Raw genomic sequence first — 17847 nt, 5'->3', positions numbered from 1 at the left:
GGGGGGTCAGACGATCGACAAGGTGATCGTCGACCCCTTGCGGACGCTTGTCCCGGACTTCAGGCTCTGGCCTCGTACGGTGTCGAAGACGCCGCCGAAGAAGCGGTCGAACTTCACGGTGAAGCCCAGAGCCTCGAGCTTGCTCTTCGCGGCGCCCGACTTCAGGTCGACCACGTTGGGGACCATCACCATCTCGGGTCCCTTCGACACGATCACGGTGACCGAGTCGCCCTTGTGCAGGACGGTGCCCGTGGGCGGCGTGGTGGAGATGACCGAGCCGGCCGCCACGGTGTCGCTGAACTGCTCGGGAGCAGTGTTCACCGTGAGCCCCAGCCCGTTGAGGGTGCTGGTCGCGTCGGCCTCGCTCTTGCCGCTGACGTCGGGCAGTGGCACCGGCTGCTTGCCCTTGCTGACCACGATCGCGACCGGGCTGTTCTTCTTCACCGATGCGCCGACGGCCGGGGTGGTCGACACCACTGATCCGGTCGGGATCGACTCGTCGTACGCCTGGGTGACGGTTCCTACCCGCATGGAATTGCTGGTGATCTTGGTCTTGGCCGCCGCCAGCGGGCTGCGCAGAACGGCGGGCACGGTGTAGCGCTCCGGCCCCTTGGAGACCGTCAGGGTGATCGTCGAGTTCTTGCGGGTGCTGGCGCCGCCGGTGGGCGCGGTTGAGATGACCTGACCCGAGGGAACCGTCTCGCTGAAGGTTTGCTTGACCTTGGCATGCAGGTCCGCCGAGTTGATCCGGCGCAGCGCGGCGCCCTGCTGGCTGCCGCGTACGGTCGGAACGGTGGTGGAGCCGAGCGGCCCGCCGGTGAACAGCCACCCACCGCCACCGGCGCACACCAGTAGTAGGACCGCGGCTAGCACCAGCAGCCGGGACCAACGGCGTCGACCATCGGGAGCGGAGGGGGCGTGGCCGACCAACGGGTCGGTCGTCGACCCGATCTGGGTGGTGTGGGAGCCATCGGTCGCCCTGCTCGGGCGGCGACTTGTTGGGCGGCGACCGGCCGGCCGCGCCGCTTCGGCCTCGTTCAGGGCCGCAACCGGTTTGGTAATGACCGGGTGGCCGAGAGCGCGACTGGTCGAGCGCAGAGCGATCAGCAGGTCTGCCGCGTTTGCCGGACGATCGTCGGGATCCTTGGCGGTGGCGTCGGCGACCAGTGCGTCGACCTCGGGCGGCACCCCGTCGACCTCCTCGGAGGGGACCGGGACTCGTCCGTGGACGTGCTGGTAGGCGACGTGAATGGGGGAGTCACCGGGGAAAGCCTTCTGGCCGGTGAGCAGTTCGAAGAGCAACAGGCCGGCCGCGTAGACATCGGTTCGGGCATCGGCTGTTCCGAACTCGACCTGTTCGGGGGAGAGGTAGCTCGCGGTGCCGAGCAGGATGTCGCTGTCGCCGGTGAGGGTGCTGGTCGTGACCGCCCTGGCCAGCCCGAAGTCGGTGACCTTCACGACACCGTCATCGCGGATCAGGACGTTCTCGGGTTTCACGTCGCGGTGGACCAGGCCGGCGCGGTGAGCAGCTGCGAGCCCTTCCAGGATCGGGTCCATGAGGGACAACGCGTCCTCGGCCGGCATCGGGGCTCGCGCTCGGATCACCTGGCGCAGGGTGTGTCCATTGACCAACTCCATGGCCAGGAAGGCGTAGTGGGCGTCGGACCCCTGATCGGTGACCGCCACGACGTTGGGGTGGTCGAGTCGGGCCGCGGAGCGTGCCTCGCGCCGGAATCGGGCGACGAACGCCTCGTCGTGGGTGAGATCTGCCCGCATCACCTTGAGCGCGATCTCCCGGTCGAGCCGCTCGTCGAGAGCGACGAAGACCGACCCCATTCCGCCGTCGGCGAGGTGGCGCACGACACGGTAGCGACCGTCGATCACCCGCCCGACGATCGAGGCTTCACTGCTGGCACTCACTCGCAAAGTCTAAGAGTCCTTCTCTGTGTTTCCGTGGACCTGAGCGGATGTCGGCCCGGCGTGGGGACGGCCCCATCTGCGCTACGACGGGCGGCATGCCAAGCTGGTGCCGTGAACGATCTGGAAACGCTCGTGGGTGCCTGGCTGTCTGTGCCCGAATTCGCCGACGCGCTCGGCCTGACCCATCGCACCGCACGGCGGATGATCTCCGACGGTGAGGTGCTGAGCGCACGCATCGGCGTCAACGAAGCCATCGCTGTGCCGGCCGCCTTTGTCAGGGACGGCGAGATGCTGCCTTCCCTGCAGGGAACGGTCACGGTGCTGCGCGATGCTCGGATGACCGCCGAGGAAGCGTTGCGCTGGCTGTTCACCCCCGACGAGACCCTGCCGGTCGAGGGATCCCCGATCACCATGCTGCAGCTGGGGCGCAAGGCAGAGATCCGCAAGAGGGCCAGCGAACTGGCCTTCTGAGTCAGGTTGTCCGCGCGACGGTGATCCCGATCAGGCCGCGCAGCATCTCCGCTCCGTCGCCGCTGAGGCCGGACGCATCAAGCGCGTCCTCGGCTTCGCGGCTGAGGGAGTCGATCATCTCCTCCGTACGCTCGACGGCGCCGGTGCGCTCGCACCACGCGCGCAGCGTGTCGACACCCGCCTGATCCAGGTCGGGCCGGGCGAACAGCTCCTCGAACGTGGCCAGGTCGGCGTCGTTGCTGCGGTCCAGTGCCAGGGCCATCAGCACCGTACGTTTGCCTTCGCGCAGGTCGTCGCCGGCCGGTTTGCCGGTGGCCTGCGGGTCACCGAAGACGCCCAGCAGGTCGTCGCGCAACTGGAACGCCTCACCCAGCGCAAGTCCGTACGCCGACAGCGCCTCGAGGGGCCTGGCCCCGATTCCGTGGGCGGTCGCGCCGATCAGTAGCGGTTGTTCGACCGAATATTTCGCGCTCTTGAACCGGATGACGGTGCGGGCCCGCTGGATTCTTTCGTCGGTCGTGGCGTTCGTCCACGGGCGCACTGATTCCAGGACGTCGAGATACTGCCCACCCATCAGCTGGGTGCGCATCAGATCGAAGGTCTCGCGTCCGCGCGTGAGCTCATCCTGCGGCAGGCCACTGGTGCTGTAGAGCTCGTCTGTCCAGTTCAGGCAGAGGTCGCCAGCCAGGATGGCCGCGGCCTCACCGAATCGGTCGGAGTCGCCGTCCCAGCCGTGGTCGCGGTGAAGTTGCGCCAGTCGGCGGTGTGCAGTCGGCATCCCGCGGCGGGTGTCGCTGCGGTCCATCACGTCGTCATGCAGCAGCGCGGCCGCCTGGAACATCTCCATTGCGGTCGCGACCCGCACGATCGCGCCCGAGTGGGCGCCACCGCTGGCGCGGTAGCCCCAATAACAGAACGCGGCGCGCAGTCGTTTGCCGCCGCTGAGGAGGTCTTCGACGGGGGTGAGGATCGACTCGGTCTCCGGGCCGACCGGTTCGAGGTCGCTGCGGTGACGGCGGTGTGCGTCGTCCAACACGTCCTGGACCTGCGAGCGCAGGTCGTCCAGGGTGGGTGACAGGCTCACAGGGCCCCTTCCGGTCGGTGCGTGGACGGATGTCCGGGTTGGTGATCGTCCTCGCTATGGTGCGGCGCATGTCCGCCCCGAACGATCGTCCAACAGGTCGTCAGAACCCCAGCATTCCAGAACTCCTTGCTTCCGCCGACACAGCGTTCAGTTTCGAGTTCTTCCCCCCGCGTGACGACACCGCGGAGGCGGTCCTCTGGGACTCGATCCGCCGGATCGAGCGGATCCGACCCTCGTTCGTCTCGGTGACCTATGGCGCCGGCGGTTCGACGCGAGACCGTACGGTGCGGGTGACGGGTCGGATCGAACACGAAACGACCCTGACCACGATGGCCCACCTCACGTGTGTCGGGTCCTCGGTGACCGAACTGCGCCAAGTTGTCGGGGCGTACGCCGGTGCCGGCATCCGCAACATTCTCGCCCTGCGCGGGGATCCGGCCGGCGGGCTTGGCGCAACCTGGACCCCGCATCCCGAAGGGCTGGACCACGCCGAGGAACTGGTGGGTTTGATCGGCACTCTCGGTGATTTCACCGTCGGCGTGGCCGCATTCCCGGACAAGCACCCGGAGTCGGAAAGCATTGCTGATGACGCCCGAGTGCTGGTGCGCAAGGCCGATGCCGGTGCGACGTTCGCCATTACTCAGATGGTGACCGACGTCGAATCTTATTTGCGGCTGCGCGACCTGGTCGCTGCATCGGGTCGGGAACTACCGATCCTTCCCGGGTTGATGCCAGTCACCGCCTACGGACAGTTGCAACGGATGACCGAGCTCAACGGGCAGCCGCTGGCGCCGGAGGTCGTACGCCGGATCGAGGCAGTCAAGGAGGACAAGGACGCCGTGCGTTCGGTGGGTGTGCAGATCTGCACCGAGCACGCTCAACGATTGATCGCCGAGGGTGCCCCTGGCATCCACTTCATCACGATGAACCGGTCGACGGCGACGCTCGAGGTGCATCAGAACCTCGTCGGCTGACGGTCGACTGAGGTTGTCGGTGGGTGGTCATACGGTGGACTCACATTCGAAAACATGTTCGAATGTGAGTCGACCGAAGGAGCCGTCATGTCTGCCGCAGCCCATCGTTCTCCCGCCTTCCCCGCGCCGCCGGTTGCCGTCGCGGGCGGAGTTCTCGACCTGGTCGACCGCTCGCGCGCCTGCCTGCTGGAGGCCTGCCATCAAAGCGACTTGATCGAGCGCTACCGCACCGCCCAGCTGGGCGCCGTTCGCGCCGCCGCGGCTGTGCTTGCTGCGCGTTCGACCCGATCGGCGCGCTCGCGGCCGCGTCCGGTGTGGGAAGTTCTCGCGGTGGTGTGCCCGGAACTGGGGGAGTGGGCGCTGTTCTTCGCCGACACCGCACGGCGGGTTCAACTGCATGATCGGGGCAGTGCGTTCCCGACCACGCGAGACGCCGATGACCTGATTCGGCAGGCCGAAACATTCCTCGGTCTGGTGCTTCGCGTGCTCGGATTGCCGATCGGACCCGTGCTGGACGCGGTGGTCGCGCCCCAGTTCCGGCCCTCGTGACCGATCCAGTGCAGATTGCTCGGGTCGTTTACTGACTCCGCCCTACCACGCCGCGACAAGGCGACCTATCCTCGATAGGAAGAGGTCTGTGCGCATGGGCGCGCGACCGGCATTGTTCTTGGGAGGTCCGCCGTGCCGCTGTCGGAGCACGAGCAGCGCATGCTCGATCAGATGGAGGAGGCGCTGCGCGCTGAGGACCCAAAGTTCGCGTCATCGATGCGGGCGGGCCTTCATCCGCGACGCTTCCGGCTGATCGCCGCTGCCCTCGGGATGCTTGTCGGGTTGGGTGTCACAGTGGTCGGGGTGATGAACAACCTCATCTGGTTGGGAGTGCTCGGCTTCGTGATGATGGTCGCGGTCGCGGCCTGGGCGTTTAACAGCCAACCAAAGGAAACCGCGACGCTCGGAGCGGTTCAGGGCGATGGAACCGTTCGCCCGCATCAGCGCACCGGCCGATCCCGCTCGGGTCTGAACGACTCGCGTACCTCGGGCAGCTTCATGCAGCGACTCGAGGAACGCTGGGAGCGCCGGCGCCACGACCAGTGGTGACTCGACCCGCTCTCAATCCGATCTCAGCGAGTGAGCAGCAGGCCGCCGACCCAGACCAGCGACACGATCACCGCGGCAGCCAGCTCGATCCCGATGCTGGACAGCACCGCGCGTACGGCGATTTTCGTTGATGTCCATGCGGCGGCCGGATTGCGCAGCCGCACGTGTTCGGCCAGATAGACGCCGAGGACGAAACCAATGAACAACCCGACAAACGGCACGACAAAGAACCCGACGATCGCCAGCGCGATTCCGGCCAGTCGTGACCAGGCCGGGATTCCCGCGGCGCGCATGGTGCGGTTGGGCAGCTTGTATTGCAGGAACCAGCCGACCAGGGCGATGACGACGGTGATGGCGAAGATCACCCACGCGGTGGTTGATCCTTGGTGCGAGGCCCACACCAAAACTCCTGCCTCGGCCAGCAGGAGGCCGGGCAGGATGGGCAGGATGAGGCCGAGGATGCCGACGACGATCATCGCGCCGGCCAGAACGGTGACGGGTTCCACGGCGCCAAACTAGTCCCCGTACGCCGAATCGCCCACTCGGTGGACCGAGTGGGCGATTCGAGGTACGGGGGAGGTGCGGGGCAGATCAGTCCTGAGTAGGGGTGAGGCGGTCGGACTCGTCGACGACCTCCTCAGCTACCTCCCGAAGCTTGTCGAGGTGGCTACGGCCGTGGTGGGCGCAGAAGAGCAATTCGGATCCACCAGCAAGACGGGCCCGAATGAATGCCTGCGCGCCGCAGCGGTCACAGCGGTCGGCAGCGGTCAACGTCGGTGCGAGAGCGGTTGCCATGGGTCCATCCTTTCGTCGGACGCGGATGCGTCGATGCCTCCAAGGCGGAGGCTCATCAGTGCGACGGAGCCGGCCGTGTGGTCTGTTCCATCGCCGTCTGATGAAACAACATCCAAGCACCCCGAAGGATTCCCGCGTGGCTGATTTGTTGCGTGGCGTTCACCACGGCCCCGCCTCCCGCTGGTTGTCGGTGCCGCGACTTAGGCTGGTTGAGCCCGTCATTCCGAAGGAGTTCAGCTTCGTGGTCCCCCGCAGCACGTCCACCGCATCCGACTACACCGCGCGCCATCTCCAGGTGCTCGAGGGCCTGGAAGCGGTCCGTAAACGTCCCGGGATGTACATCGGGTCCACCGACAGTCGTGGTCTCATGCACTGTCTGTGGGAGATCATCGACAACGCGGTCGACGAGGCGCTCGGTGGCCACGGTGACCGGATCGAGGTCACTCTGTTCGCCGATGGTTCGGTGAAAGTCTGCGACCAGGGTCGCGGCATCCCGGTCGATATCGAACCGCGCACCGGCCTGTCCGGAGTTGAAGTGGTGTTCACCAAACTCCACGCCGGCGGCAAGTTCGGTGGCGGCTCCTATACCGCTTCCGGTGGCCTCCACGGCGTGGGCGCCTCGGTGGTCAACGCTCTGTCGAGCCGACTCGACGTCGAGGTCGATCGCGGCGGCAAGACCTACGGCATGAGTTTCCGGCGGGGCGAGCCGGGCATCTTCGCCGGCGACGGTCCCGACGCGACCTTCACTCCGTTCGAAATTGGCAGCGAACTCGCGGTCGTCGGCAAGGCCAAGCGGGGCGCAACCGGTTGTCGGATCCGCTATTGGGCCGACCACCAGGTCTTTCTGAAGGATGCCGGCTTCGACTACGACGGCCTCGTCGAGCGGGCGCGACAGACCTCGTTCCTCATTCCCGGTCTGGCGCTCGCGATCCGCGACGAGCGCGGGCTGCCGGGCACCCCCGGCGAGAACGGCCCCCACGACGAGATCTTCCTGCACGACGGTGGGATCAGTGAGTTCACCGAATTCCTCGCGGCGGACCCGGCGGTCACCGATGTGTGGCGGTTACAGGGGGAGGGCACCTTCACCGAGACCGTGCCGGTGCTCGACGCCCAAGGCCACATGACCCCGACCGACGTCGAACGCACCTGCAGTGTCGATGTCGCGCTGCGGTGGGGAACTGGCTATGACACGAAGATCCGCAGCTTCGTCAACATCATCGCGACCCCCAAGGGCGGAACCCATCTGACCGGTTTCGAGCAGGCGATCCTCAAGGTGTTCCGCAAGCAGCTCGAGGTGAATGCTCGCCGACTCAAGGTCGGCAACGACAAGGTCGATAAGGACGACATCCTCGCGGGGATGACGGCAGTCGTCACCGTACGGCTGGCCGAGCCACAGTTCGAGGGTCAGACCAAGGAGGTGCTCGGCACCTCCGCCGTCCGACAGATCGTCGCCAAGGTTGTCGAGCAGGAGCTCAACGAGAACCTCACCTCGTCCAAGCGGGACTTGAAGAACCAGTCCGCGCTGGTGCTGGAGAAGGTCGTCTCGGAGATGAAGTCGCGCATCTCGGCCCGGCTCCACAAGGAGACTCAGCGTCGCAAGACCGCGCTGGAGTCCTCCTCACTGCCGGGCAAGCTCAAGGACTGCCGGTCCACCGACAACGAGCGCAGCGAGCTGTTCATCGTCGAGGGCGATTCGGCTCTCGGAACAGGCATGGCCGCGCGCAACTCGGAATATCAGGCGCTGTTGCCGATCCGGGGAAAGATCCTGAACGTGCAGAAGGCGTCGGTCGGCGACATGCTCAAGAACGCAGAGTGCGCCGCGATCATCCAGGTCGTCGGGGCCGGCTCTGGCCGCTCATTCGATGTCGACCTCGCTCGCTACGGCAAGGTCATTCTGATGACCGACGCCGACGTCGACGGGGCCCACATCCGCACCCTCCTGCTGACCCTGTTCTTCCGCTACATGCGACCGCTGGTGGCGGCTGGGAAGGTCTACGCGGCCGTCCCACCGCTGCACCGCATCGAGACTGTCGCTGCCGGCCGGGCCAAGGGCGAGGTGATCTACACCTACTCCGAGCAGGAGATGCGCAAGGTGATGGCCGACCTCAACCGGCGTGGCCGCAACATCAAGCAACCGCAGCGTTATAAGGGGCTGGGGGAGATGGATGCCGACCAGCTCGCCGAGACCACGATGGACCCGCGACACCGCACCCTGCGCCGCGTCACCCTGCGCGACGCCGAGGTTGCCGAGCGCACCTTCGACCTGTTGATGGGTTCAGACGTTGCGCCGCGCAAGGACTTCATCGTCGATAGTGCGGCCGCGCTGGACATGGAGCGGATCGACGCCTGAGGGTCAGTCGTCGTTCTCGTCGTAGTCCTCATCGGTGTCGCCGTTGACGTCTTCCTCTTCCGGGAAGCGTTGGCGGTCGGCGATGATGTGCATCGCGCTCTGCTCCGCTGAGCGCGACCGGTTCGGATTCGGCTGATCGTCGTCGGCTTCATCCGGGTCGCCGAGGAAGTCCTCCTCGGCCGGAACAGCGTCCGGATCGTCTCCACCGAGATACGAGTCGTCGCGATCGTCCTGGTCCGAGCCTTGTTCCGGCTGCTCCTGGGCGATTCGCTGCTCGAGCGTTTCGTGATTGACGTCGGCGTATTCGGCTCCGCGCGGTTGACGATCCGGCGGCGACCAGGGCTCGTTGTCAGAGTCGCTCGGGTCGTCCAGGTAGGTCTGCGCGTCTCGGCGTTCCTGGGGATCCAGGTCCTGGCTGCCGAAGTCGTCGTCGTTGCTCATGTTCACACCGTAGTCAGCCCGGCTCTGGCGTGTTGTCGGTGCGTGATGCGAACATATGTTCGTGTCCGGTGAGGGTCCCATGCTGCACGCCGATCTCGACAGCTTTTATGCCTCGGTCGAGCGGCGCGATGACCCGCGCCTGCGCAACCGGCCGATGGCGGTGGGAGGCGGGATCATCCTCAGCGCCTCGTACGAAGCCCGTGCGTTTGGCGTACGGGGGGCGATGAACGAGCGGTTGGCGCGACAGCTGTGTCCAGACTTGATCGTGGTGCCTATGCGGGCGGAGGTCTACTCCACGGCCAGTCGGGCGGTGTTTGAGATCTTCCGCGACATCACGCCCAACGTCGAAGGGGTCTCGATCGATGAGGCGTTCTTGGATGTCGGCGGGCTGCGCCGGTTGGTTGGGCCGCCGACTCAGGTTGCGGCGATTCTGCGTCGCCGGGTGGCGGCGGAGGTCGGGCTGCCGATCTCCGTCGGAATCGCCCGGACGAAGTATTTGGCGAAGGTCGCCAGCCAGGTGGCCAAGCCCGACGGGTTGTTGTCGGTGCCCCATGACGGCGAGGAACAGTTCCTTCACCCGCTGCCGATCGAGCGGCTGTGGGGGGTCGGTCCAAAGACGGCAGAACGGTTGCACGCCAAGGGAATTGTCACGATCGGTCAGCTCGCCGATGCCGATGAGTCGGTGTTGCGCGGCAGTCTCGGGCGGGCTGCCGGCCAGCATCTCTGGGCGCTGGCGAATCTGCGTGATCCGCGGCCGGTAGTGGTCGGGCGCCGTCGTCACTCGATCGGGTCGCAGCGGGCCCTGGGTGGCCGGCCACGTAGTGATGCCGAGCTCGACGAGATCCTGCTCGCCATCGTCGAGCGCGTGATGGGCCGATTGCGCGACGGTGGACGGCCGGGGGCGACGGTCACCATCCGGGTGCGGTTCGGCGATTACGTTCCCGTGACCCGGTCGCGGACTCTGCCGCGACCGACCACCTCGACCGAAACCGTCGTGCGCATCGCTCGGGATCTGTTGCTTGGGCTGCGTCCGCTGATCGCCGATCGGGGGATCACTCTGCTCGGACTGACCATCGGTGGTCTCGACGCAACCGGCGTGCAGCAGTTGATGCTGCCGTTTGATCCCGAGCAGTCCGGGGCTCTCGACGGGGTGGTCGACGACGTACGAGACAAATTCGGCTCGAGTGCGCTGCGGCGTGGGGCGCTCGTCGGGAAGAGGGAGGGGATTTCGGTGCCTTTGTTGCCGGATGGGTAGCAGTTGGCGCGGCGAGCATTGTGCTGGCGCTGAATCGTTGACCGCGCGGGTCGTAGGCTGAACTCATGCCCCAGATCCGGATTGCTCAGGATGTCGCGGCCGACGAGTTGTTGTCGGCCGACCCGTTCGCGCTGTTGGTCGGGATGCTGCTGGACCAGCAGTTCCCAATGGAACATGCCTTTCGCGGGCCGGCAAAGATTGTCGACCGGTTGGACACGATCGACCCCAAGGTGATCGTCGCGCAGGATCCCGAGAAGTTCGCCGACCTCTGCTCGACGCCGCCGGCGATCCACCGCTACGGCCGGTCGATGGCGGGTCGGGTGCAGCAGCTGGCGCAGGTCGTGGTCGACGACTATGACGGCGACGCCTCGCGGATCTGGACCACCGCCCCGGACACGAAGGAGCTGCTGAAGCGGCTCAAGGCGTTGCCCGGGTTTGGCGACCAGAAAGCGCGCATCTTCGCCTCGCTGGTGGGCAAGCAACTTGGCGTGCAGCCGGAGGGGTGGCGCGAGACGATCGGGCCCTACGCCGAGGTCGGCTCGTTCCGCTCGGTGGCCGATGTGGTCGACGGCGAGTCCCTGCAGAAGGTGCGCGATTTCAAGAAGCAGGCGAAGGCTGCGGCGAAGGTCGCACAGGACTGAGCCTTCAGCGATCTACATGTAGTCAAATGCCTTCAGTTCTGATAAATTAGATAAATGCCTGAAGTTTTCAGTGTGGTGATCACGGCCGACCAGATCGGCAGTCGCCGTCATGGCGACAAGGTGCCGACGGCGCTCGACCAGGTGAACGCCCTACCCCGCGGGCGAGGCGGCCGCGAGTTCGCTCGCACCGCTGGCGACGAGATCCAGGGGCTGGTCACCGATTCGGAGGCGGCAATCGCGGTGATCGAGGTTCTGATCCGGTCAGGGGACTGGCGCATCGGGGTCGGCATCGGCGAGGTCGAAACCCCTACGCCGCGCGATGTGCGCGCGGCGACCGGACCGGCGTTCGTACGAGCGCGCGCTGCCCTCACAGCCGCCCGTGGCGCCCCCGGCGATCTAGGGGTGATTGGTCCCGGATCATCCGCGCAGCCAGCGCAGGCGGCCTTGTGGTTGCTGGCCGTCATCTGGCGGCGCCGCACCGGAGCGGGGTGGGAAGTCGTCGCAGCCGCCGAGCGCGGCGGTCAGCAGCAGCAGATCGCGCAGGAGCTCGGAATCACCCCTTCTGCGGTGAGTCAGCGGTTGCGCAGTGCTTCGTACGCGGAAGGCGTCGCCGGGATTCGGTTGGCCATCGACCTGCTCGACCGCGCGCGTCGGGCCGGCGATGTTGTCGGTGTTGCCGGATAGCGTGACGCAGATGAAATGGGGTTCGGCGCTGATCGTCCTCGCCTTCGCGCTCGTGGCGCTGGTTGGCGGTGGACTCATCACCGTGCTCTGCTTCCGGATCGTCGATCGAGGTGACCGATCCCCAACGCCACCCTCACCACCACCACCAGCGTCGGAGGGTGGGCCGGTCGAAGCAGCCGGTTCGACCCTGCGCGGCGGCGCTTGGATCGGCGCGCTGGAACGGATCGCGGTCTATTCCGGGCTCCTGCTGGGGTGGAAGGAAGCAATTGCCATCGCCCTCGCGGTCAAGGGGCTCGGTCGCTACCCGGAGCTCAAGAACGGCGACCGACCGGCGGTGGCCGAACGATTCATCATCGGCACCTTCGTCAGCGTGCTCTGGGCGTGCGCGTGCGCCGGGGTGGCCCACTGGCTGATCTCCTGAGTTTGCTCGGCTTCACCCGCCGGAAATCGGTGGGCCGCTGGGCGGCCTGTCCCGTACGGTCGCTGCCATGACACCGAGCCGCGTCGAACCTCCGGCCCAGGGCGACGACTACGCCACACTCGCCGGATTCCTGCAGCGCCAGCGTGACCTGTTCGCCTGGAAGGCCGAGGGGCTCAGCGACGCGGAACTGCACCGCACCACCCGCCGAGCACCATGACGCTCGCCGGGATGACGACCCACCTGATCTACGTCGAGGACTACTGGATCAACCACGTCCTGCTCGGCAACGACCCGCTGCCCGTCTTCGCCGCAACCGACTGGGAGGAGCGTCCGGATCGGGACTGGGAATGGGCGCGAGAACTGGCGTCGGACGAACGCGCGACGCTGTTGCGCCAGCAGCAGGCAGCCAGTGACGGCGCCGTGGCCGAGGTCGTCGCAGACACCGGCCTCGACACCGTCGCACGACGCGGCAACGGACACCAGCAGGTGAGCCTGCGGTGGATCCTGACCCACCTCATCGAGGAGTACGCCCGCCACGTCGGCCACGCCGACCTCATCCGTGAATCGATCGACGGGTCGGTGGGTCAGTGACCGACATCCGCGAGGCGACCGAGGCCGACTGGCAGCAGATCTGGCTGTTCTTCCGGGAGATCGTGCAGGCGGGGGAGACCTATGCCTACCCGCCCGGTCTGACCTCCCAGCAGGCACACGATCTGTGGATGGAGCGTCCGCCCGGGCGCACGGTCGCGCTGGTCGATGGCGATGCGGTTCTCGGCAGCGCGAAGATGGGGCCGAACCGACCTGGCAACGGCTCACACATCGGCACCGCCAGCTTCATGGTGTCGGCAGCCGCCCGCGGGCGCGGGGTCGGTCGTGCGTTGGGCGAACACGTCGTGCAGTGGCACCGCGACGCAGGCTTCCGCGGCATCCAGTTCAACGCCGTGGTCGAGAGCAACCGCGCGGCGGTGGCGCTGTGGACCTCACTCGGGTTCGAGATCGTCGGCACGGTGCCGGAGGCGTTCCGCAGTCCGAGCCATGGACTGGTCGGGCTGCACGTGATGTACCTGCCGTTGCAGGACGATCAGTCGGCCACGGTCGCCGAGAAGTAGGACGCCGGTTTCGGCGACTTCAGGCAGGAGTCCTTCAGCTCCGGACCGGTGTGGCGCTCGACCCGTACGGACCAGCAACGGCCGTCGCGATGTCGTACGGCCACGACCTCGTCGGAACCGTCGTCGACCGTGAATGCGTCGAGCGCGAGCTCACCGGTGGTCTCGCGTACGGCGGCCTCGGCGGCCTGCGCCGCCGGCGACAGGCAACTGCGGCCGCGGTTGTGCTGCAGGGTGTTCAACGCGGCGGCCACCTCCCGGCGGCGCTCCGCGTCGTACGCAGCGACCGCGGTGTCCTCGGAAAGCCGGGCATACGTCTGTCCCGAGGGGAGCAACACAGCGGTGGGGGCGAAGCGGTGACCACCGGTGTGGGAGCACTCCCACACCCGGCCGGGCCGGGCGGCGCTTGCATGAGCGGCCACCGGCCGACCGCGAACGGCGCAGCACTGGTCGCGCTTGCTGTTCGCGCAAACGAGCAGCACCGCATCGCGGGTCTCCTCCAGCAGCGGCAGGACCTCGGTCAGGGAATCGGCGCCTTCGTCGATCCGTGTTCGCCAGTCGACGCGCAGCAATTCGAAGGGGTCATCGATCTCACCCTCGACCAACCACGGATCCTCGGCCGGGCCACCAGCCACGAAACAGGTGCGCGCCGCGGTCGGATCGTGGTCGTCGTGGCGTCCCGGCCGACGGATCAACAGCAGCCGACCACCAGCCGCGGAGATCGCGCTCGCCAGTTCGGGGCCCAGGCCGTCGGGCAGATGTGACGACGCGATCGCGTCATGACCCCACGGCCCGTTCTGCTCGAGCGCAACCCAAAACCGAGCAACCGAGGCAGACCCGGTGGCCGGCAAATTGGCCGCGTCCCAGAGCCCGGAGCAGGTCTCCGCCCCGGCCGTCATTCGCTCGCCCCGTCGTCGACGATTGCTCCGGTCAGTCCTGCGGTCAGTCCTCCGGTCACTGCGGCGATCGCGCCGGCCACTGGGACGCCGCTGCCGTCGCGGCGCGAGTCAGCCTCGGGCAGTTCGACCGCGACTCCCGCCGCGGTGGCGGCCTTCGCGGGCGCGGGGCCGGCCCAGGCGAAGACCAACTCGTCCTCACCGCGCAGGAAACGCTGACACCGTACGCCGCCGGTGGCACGACCCTTGCCTGGATAGGCCGCAAACTCGGTGACCTTGATCGACCCACCGCCGGTGCCCGGGAGTGTGCCGGATGCCCCGGCGACGGTGACCAGCACTGAACCCTCGGGATCGATGGCGCCGAACCAGAGCGCCTGGGCATTCGCGGCGAGCTTGATGCCAGCCATCCCGCCCCCGGTGCGTCCTTGTGGGCGGACCTTGTCGGCGCCGAAATGCAGCAGCGCAGCGTCGCTGGTGACGAAGGTCAGCTCTTCGTTGCCGGTGCGCAAGGGGGTCGCGCCGACCAGTCGGTCGCCGTCCTTGAGCGTGATGATTTCGAAGGCCGGTTTGGTCGGGTAATCGGTGTTGACCCGCTTCACGATGCCGTTCGCGGTGCCGACGGCGAGCCCGGGGCTCTCGGGATCCAGGCTCATCAGGCAGAGAACAGCCTCACCGACCGGGAGGTCGACGAACGCAGCCAGTGGGGCGCCACCAGACAACGTCGGAGTGTCGTTAGTGGGCGGCAGGGTCGGCAGGTCGATTGCGGTCAGGCGGGTGACCTTGCCGGAGGAGCTCACGACGCCGAACTCACTGCGCGCGGTGGTGCGGATAGCTGACACGATCGTGTCGTGCTTGCGCCGGGATCCGCTGTCGCTCAACGGATCTGCGGTGGTCGTACGAGCCAGCAACCCGGTTGATGACAGCAGCACCCAGCAGGGGTCGTCGGCCACTTCCAGCGGCGCGGCCGCGGTCTTGGGGGCTCCTGAAGACTCGAGCAACACCGTACGGCGATCGTCGCCATGGGTCTTCGCGACGTCGGCGAGCTCGGTGGAGACCAGCTTCTGCAGCACCTTCTCGTCGGCGAGAATCGCCTCGAGCTCCTCGATCTCTTTGCGCAGCTGCTCGGCTTCTTGCTCCAACTCGATCCGGGAGAACTTGGTCAACCGGCGCAACTGCAGATCCAGGATGTAGTTCGCTTGCGGCTCCGACAAGTCGAAAACCGACATCAACCGAGCGCGCGCGGTCGCGGTGTCGTCGGAACTGCGGATGACCTGGATGACCTCATCGATGTCGAGGATCGCGATCAACAGCCCGTCGACCAGGTGGAGACGGTCCTTGCGCTTGTCGAGGCGGAACTGGGTTCGCCGGCGTACGACGTCGATGCGGAAGTCGACGTAGACCTTCAACATCTCCTTGAGGCCGAGAGTCCGGGGGCGACCGTTGACCAGGGCGACGTTATTGATGCCGAAGGACTCCTCCATCGGGGTCAGCTTGAACAGCTGCTCCAGCACGGCCTCGGGGTTGAAGCCGTTCTTGATCTCGATGACCAACTGCAGACCGTTGGTGCGGTCGGACAGGTCCTTCACATCCGAAATGCCCTGCAACCGCTTGGCCTGGTGGAGGTCCTTGATCTTCTCGACCACCTTTTCTGGACCGACCAGATAAGGCAGCTCGGTCACGACGATGCCCTTCTTGCGGGGCGTGACGTTCTCGATCCGGCAGGTGGCGCGGGTGCGGAAGGTGCCGCGGCCGGTGAGATAAGCGTCGCGGATGCCTTCGAGGCCGACGATCTGGCCACCGCACGGAAGATCGGGACCCGGAACAAACTTCATCAGGTCATCGAGCGAGCAGTCCGGGTGGGTAATGAGGTGACGGGCGGCGCCGACGACCTCGGTCAGGTTGTGTGGCGGCATATTGGTGGCCATGCCGACCGCGATGCCGCTGGCGCCGTTGACCAGCAGGTTCGGGAAAGCCGCCGGGAGGACCTCAGGCTGCTGTTCGCTCTCGTCATAGTTCGGCCCGAAGTCGACGGAGTTCTCGTTGAGCGACGCGGTCATCAGCAGGGCGGCCGATGCCAACCGGGCCTCGGTGTATCGCGAGGCGGCCGGACCTTGGTCCAACGAACCGAAGTTGCCGTGGCCATCGACCAAGGGGAGCCGCATGGTGAACGGCTGGGCCTGTCGTACGAGGGCGTCGTAGATGGCGGTGTCGCCGTGCGGGTGGTACTTGCCCATCACCTCGCCGACGACGCGGCTGCACTTCACGTGGTTGCGTTCGGGGCGCAGCCCGAGCTCGTCCATCGAGTAGAGGATGCGGCGCTGCACCGGCTTGAGGCCGTCGCGGGCGTCGGGAATGGCGCGGGAGTAGATGACCGAGTAGGCGTATTCGAGATACGCCGCCTGCATTTCGTCCTCGACATCGATGTCGATGATGTTCTCGACGAAGTCGGGTTCGAGCGGTTGGTCATCCTTGCGGCGGCGAGCCATGGGTCTCCTGACACTGGTCATGCACGTTCGATCCGCCGCCGGTCACCGACGACAGTGCCTGCCAGTCTTGTCCATGGCCTTGCGCGGGTCGGGATTCGACACGCGATTTCCGCGGAACGGCGCGGAAATCAGACCTTGGAACGCCGCCAACCGGCGTTCTGGGCTTCCTGCTCGGAGCAGAACATCCGCTCGCCCTTGCTCGGCGTGATCACGGTATCGGCGTAGTGCCGTTGACCAGGGACGTGGTAGATCTTCTCACCCGATTTGCTGATGTTTCCCTTGATCAGGCACTGGCCGGCTACCTGCGCCGGTTTGGTCGACTTGGCGGGCGGCGTTGGTGCGGCGATGACTGGCGGCGATGGCTTCGGTGCCGATGTCGTCGGCGCGGTTGACGTCGATGGGGGCTTAAATGCGGCGGCATATGAGCAAGATCCCCAAAGCCCGCGTTTGGCCGATTGAGCCTGGGACTGGGCGCTGCGGAACGTGCCCTGCTTGGCATAGGCGGCGTCGTAGGTGTACTCGCGACCGAAGCCCCCAGCGATGAGTTCCTGCGAGACGTCGCGGCCGTCGGGGAGCACCACATAGCGAATCAAGCGGCCGTATTTATCCCGGTCGGCCTGGGTCGTGTCGGCGACCAGCCGAACGTTCTTGGACTGCACCAAGCTCTGCATCTTGCTCGTGGCCTGCTGGGCGTAACAGGCAACCGCGGTCTGCGGCTTCTTGCTCTCCGGGGTGTCGACGCCGAGGAGTCGGATGGTCTCCTTGGTCGACCCGATCCAGACCTTGATCGTGTCGCCGTCGGTGATGCCCGCGACGCGGTAGAGAGTGCCGGAGGATGCGGCTGAAGAGGCAACGCTCCACGAGCTCGGTTGCGCTGCAGCGTCGTTCGCGGTGTTATCGGTTTGCTGCGGCTCGGCGCCGGTGGTGGTCGTCGAGGGTTTGCTGTCGGAGGCTTGGCCACCTCGGGTGGTGCTCGATTGGGTGGTGCTCGATTGGCCGGCCTGGCCGGTCTCGCTGGCTTGACCGGCTGACGTCTGATCGCCCGCTTGGTCGCCAGTGTGGCCGGCCGCGGTCTGTTCGACGGCGGTGGTCACACGACTGGCGTCGCTGGCGACAGGGCCACAACCGGCGAGGCCGAGGGCAAGCAGCGCGGGCAGCGCAAGGCGAATGGCCGGTCGAAACCGGAGGGTCGAGCTGGGCATGTCGCCACTGTAGGTCGGACCAC

The 17847-nt window shown here is 66.7% G+C and carries 20 protein-coding genes; 12 read left to right on the top strand and 8 right to left on the bottom strand.

The annotated features are described in order from the left end of the window. Window positions 1-6: 6 nt before the first annotated feature. Complete coding sequence (pknB, locus tag ACYU98_RS08850; protein ID WP_460467841.1) at window positions 7-1920, bottom strand: Stk1 family PASTA domain-containing Ser/Thr kinase; 1914 nt, start codon at window positions 1918-1920, stop codon at window positions 7-9. 111 nt (window positions 1921-2031) lie between these two features. Here pknB and ACYU98_RS08845 point away from each other — a divergent pair, with 111 nt between their 5' ends. After that, window positions 2032-2391, top strand: a complete 360-nt coding sequence (locus ACYU98_RS08845; protein ID WP_460467840.1) for an Rv2175c family DNA-binding protein — start codon at window positions 2032-2034, stop codon at window positions 2389-2391. Window position 2392: 1 nt separating this feature from the next. On the opposite strand, the gene ACYU98_RS08840 is transcribed toward ACYU98_RS08845, so the two are convergent. Beyond that, the gene (locus tag ACYU98_RS08840) at window positions 2393-3475 is read right to left on the bottom strand and encodes a polyprenyl synthetase family protein (RefSeq protein WP_460467839.1); all 1083 of its coding nucleotides are present in this window, start codon (window positions 3473-3475) and stop codon (window positions 2393-2395) included. A 68-nt stretch (window positions 3476-3543) separates the two neighbouring features. Between ACYU98_RS08840 and metF the strand changes: the two genes are divergently transcribed. The 3 genes from metF to ACYU98_RS08825 all read left to right on the top strand — a co-directional run bounded on the left by metF (window position 3544) and on the right by ACYU98_RS08825 (window position 5547). Further along, entirely contained in the window at window positions 3544-4449 is a 906-nt protein-coding gene (gene metF, locus ACYU98_RS08835; protein WP_460467838.1) for a methylenetetrahydrofolate reductase [NAD(P)H], read from the top strand. An 87-nt stretch (window positions 4450-4536) separates the two neighbouring features. Continuing rightward, window positions 4537-4998 carry an SAV_6107 family HEPN domain-containing protein gene (locus tag ACYU98_RS08830; RefSeq protein ID WP_460467837.1) on the top strand — a complete coding sequence of 154 codons (462 nt, stop codon included), beginning with the start codon at window positions 4537-4539 and terminating at the stop codon, window positions 4996-4998. 132 nt (window positions 4999-5130) lie between these two features. Further along, the gene (locus tag ACYU98_RS08825) at window positions 5131-5547 is read left to right on the top strand and encodes a DUF3040 domain-containing protein (RefSeq protein WP_460467836.1); all 417 of its coding nucleotides are present in this window, start codon (window positions 5131-5133) and stop codon (window positions 5545-5547) included. A gap of 23 nt (window positions 5548-5570) precedes the next feature. Here the strand turns inward: ACYU98_RS08825 and ACYU98_RS08820 are convergent, their stop codons facing one another. Next, window positions 5571-6053 carry a DUF456 domain-containing protein gene (locus tag ACYU98_RS08820; RefSeq protein WP_460467835.1) on the bottom strand — a complete coding sequence of 161 codons (483 nt, stop codon included), beginning with the start codon at window positions 6051-6053 and terminating at the stop codon, window positions 5571-5573. Window positions 6054-6138: 85 nt separating this feature from the next. Further along, window positions 6139-6342 (bottom strand): DUF7455 domain-containing protein, encoded by a 204-nt coding sequence (locus ACYU98_RS08815; RefSeq protein WP_460467834.1) that lies wholly within the window; start codon window positions 6340-6342, stop codon window positions 6139-6141. 241 nt (window positions 6343-6583) lie between these two features. On the opposite strand from ACYU98_RS08815, the gene ACYU98_RS08810 reads away from it, so the two are divergent. Beyond that, window positions 6584-8692 (top strand): DNA gyrase/topoisomerase IV subunit B, encoded by a 2109-nt coding sequence (locus ACYU98_RS08810; protein WP_460468352.1) that lies wholly within the window; start codon window positions 6584-6586, stop codon window positions 8690-8692. Window positions 8693-8695: 3 nt separating this feature from the next. Here ACYU98_RS08810 and ACYU98_RS08805 read toward each other — a convergent pair whose 3' ends face one another. Then, complete coding sequence (locus ACYU98_RS08805) at window positions 8696-9133, bottom strand: hypothetical protein (RefSeq protein WP_460467833.1); 438 nt, start codon at window positions 9131-9133, stop codon at window positions 8696-8698. Window positions 9134-9188: 55 nt separating this feature from the next. Between ACYU98_RS08805 and dinB the strand changes: the two genes are divergently transcribed. The 7 genes from dinB to ACYU98_RS08770 all read left to right on the top strand — a co-directional run bounded on the left by dinB (window position 9189) and on the right by ACYU98_RS08770 (window position 13243). After that, complete coding sequence (gene dinB / locus ACYU98_RS08800) at window positions 9189-10388, top strand: DNA polymerase IV (protein ID WP_460467832.1); 1200 nt, start codon at window positions 9189-9191, stop codon at window positions 10386-10388. A gap of 65 nt (window positions 10389-10453) precedes the next feature. After that, on the top strand, window positions 10454-11029 hold the full coding sequence (locus tag ACYU98_RS08795; protein WP_460467831.1) for an HhH-GPD-type base excision DNA repair protein: 576 nt from the start codon (window positions 10454-10456) through the stop codon (window positions 11027-11029). Window positions 11030-11083: 54 nt separating this feature from the next. Next, the gene (locus tag ACYU98_RS08790) at window positions 11084-11713 is read left to right on the top strand and encodes a hypothetical protein (protein WP_460467830.1); all 630 of its coding nucleotides are present in this window, start codon (window positions 11084-11086) and stop codon (window positions 11711-11713) included. A gap of 10 nt (window positions 11714-11723) precedes the next feature. Further along, window positions 11724-12134 carry a hypothetical protein gene (locus ACYU98_RS08785; protein WP_460467829.1) on the top strand — a complete coding sequence of 137 codons (411 nt, stop codon included), beginning with the start codon at window positions 11724-11726 and terminating at the stop codon, window positions 12132-12134. A gap of 67 nt (window positions 12135-12201) precedes the next feature. Then, on the top strand, window positions 12202-12351 hold the full coding sequence (locus ACYU98_RS08780) for a hypothetical protein (RefSeq protein WP_460467828.1): 150 nt from the start codon (window positions 12202-12204) through the stop codon (window positions 12349-12351). Between the two features lie 11 nt (window positions 12352-12362). After that, a complete protein-coding gene (locus ACYU98_RS08775) occupies window positions 12363-12725 on the top strand; it encodes a mycothiol transferase (protein WP_460467827.1) in 363 nt (120 codons plus the stop codon). Then, a complete protein-coding gene (locus ACYU98_RS08770; protein WP_460467826.1) occupies window positions 12722-13243 on the top strand; it encodes a GNAT family N-acetyltransferase in 522 nt (173 codons plus the stop codon). Before ACYU98_RS08775 ends, ACYU98_RS08770 begins: the two co-directional genes overlap by 4 nt. On the opposite strand, the gene ACYU98_RS08765 is transcribed toward ACYU98_RS08770, so the two are convergent. The 3 genes from ACYU98_RS08765 to ACYU98_RS08755 form a co-directional block, all read right to left on the bottom strand. Beyond that, window positions 13216-14139, bottom strand: coding sequence for a sucrase ferredoxin (locus ACYU98_RS08765; RefSeq protein ID WP_460467825.1), 924 nt, complete (start codon window positions 14137-14139; stop codon window positions 13216-13218). The two genes, ACYU98_RS08770 and ACYU98_RS08765, sit on opposite strands and share 28 nt — an antisense overlap. Next, a complete protein-coding gene (locus ACYU98_RS08760; protein ID WP_460467824.1) occupies window positions 14136-16622 on the bottom strand; it encodes a DNA gyrase/topoisomerase IV subunit A in 2487 nt (828 codons plus the stop codon). The genes ACYU98_RS08765 and ACYU98_RS08760 overlap by 4 nt, the downstream gene beginning before the upstream one ends. Window positions 16623-16750: 128 nt before the next feature. Further along, window positions 16751-17824 carry a thermonuclease family protein gene (locus ACYU98_RS08755; RefSeq protein ID WP_460467823.1) on the bottom strand — a complete coding sequence of 358 codons (1074 nt, stop codon included), beginning with the start codon at window positions 17822-17824 and terminating at the stop codon, window positions 16751-16753. Window positions 17825-17847 lie beyond the last annotated feature (23 nt).

The sequence above is a fragment of the Calidifontibacter terrae genome (genome assembly GCF_054778835.1).
Note: the sequence above shows the minus strand (reverse complement) of the source record. Positions and strands in the feature narration are given on the sequence as shown.

Coding starts and splice junctions, on each gene's coding strand:
- metF (WP_460467838.1), top strand. CDS start 3,544: ATGTCCGCCCCGAACGATCGTCCAACAGGTCGTCAGAACCCCAGCATT.
- ACYU98_RS08830 (WP_460467837.1), top strand. CDS start 4,537: ATGTCTGCCGCAGCCCATCGTTCTCCCGCCTTCCCCGCGCCGCCGGTT.
- ACYU98_RS08815 (WP_460467834.1), bottom strand. CDS start 6,342: ATGGCAACCGCTCTCGCACCGACGTTGACCGCTGCCGACCGCTGTGAC.
- ACYU98_RS08805 (WP_460467833.1), bottom strand. CDS start 9,133: ATGAGCAACGACGACGACTTCGGCAGCCAGGACCTGGATCCCCAGGAA.
- dinB (WP_460467832.1), top strand. CDS start 9,189: ATGTTCGTGTCCGGTGAGGGTCCCATGCTGCACGCCGATCTCGACAGC.
- ACYU98_RS08795 (WP_460467831.1), top strand. CDS start 10,454: ATGCCCCAGATCCGGATTGCTCAGGATGTCGCGGCCGACGAGTTGTTG.
- ACYU98_RS08790 (WP_460467830.1), top strand. CDS start 11,084: ATGCCTGAAGTTTTCAGTGTGGTGATCACGGCCGACCAGATCGGCAGT.
- ACYU98_RS08785 (WP_460467829.1), top strand. CDS start 11,724: ATGAAATGGGGTTCGGCGCTGATCGTCCTCGCCTTCGCGCTCGTGGCG.
- ACYU98_RS08780 (WP_460467828.1), top strand. CDS start 12,202: ATGACACCGAGCCGCGTCGAACCTCCGGCCCAGGGCGACGACTACGCC.
- ACYU98_RS08775 (WP_460467827.1), top strand. CDS start 12,363: ATGACGACCCACCTGATCTACGTCGAGGACTACTGGATCAACCACGTC.
- ACYU98_RS08765 (WP_460467825.1), bottom strand. CDS start 14,139: ATGACGGCCGGGGCGGAGACCTGCTCCGGGCTCTGGGACGCGGCCAAT.
- ACYU98_RS08760 (WP_460467824.1), bottom strand. CDS start 16,622: ATGGCTCGCCGCCGCAAGGATGACCAACCGCTCGAACCCGACTTCGTC.
- ACYU98_RS08755 (WP_460467823.1), bottom strand. CDS start 17,824: ATGCCCAGCTCGACCCTCCGGTTTCGACCGGCCATTCGCCTTGCGCTG.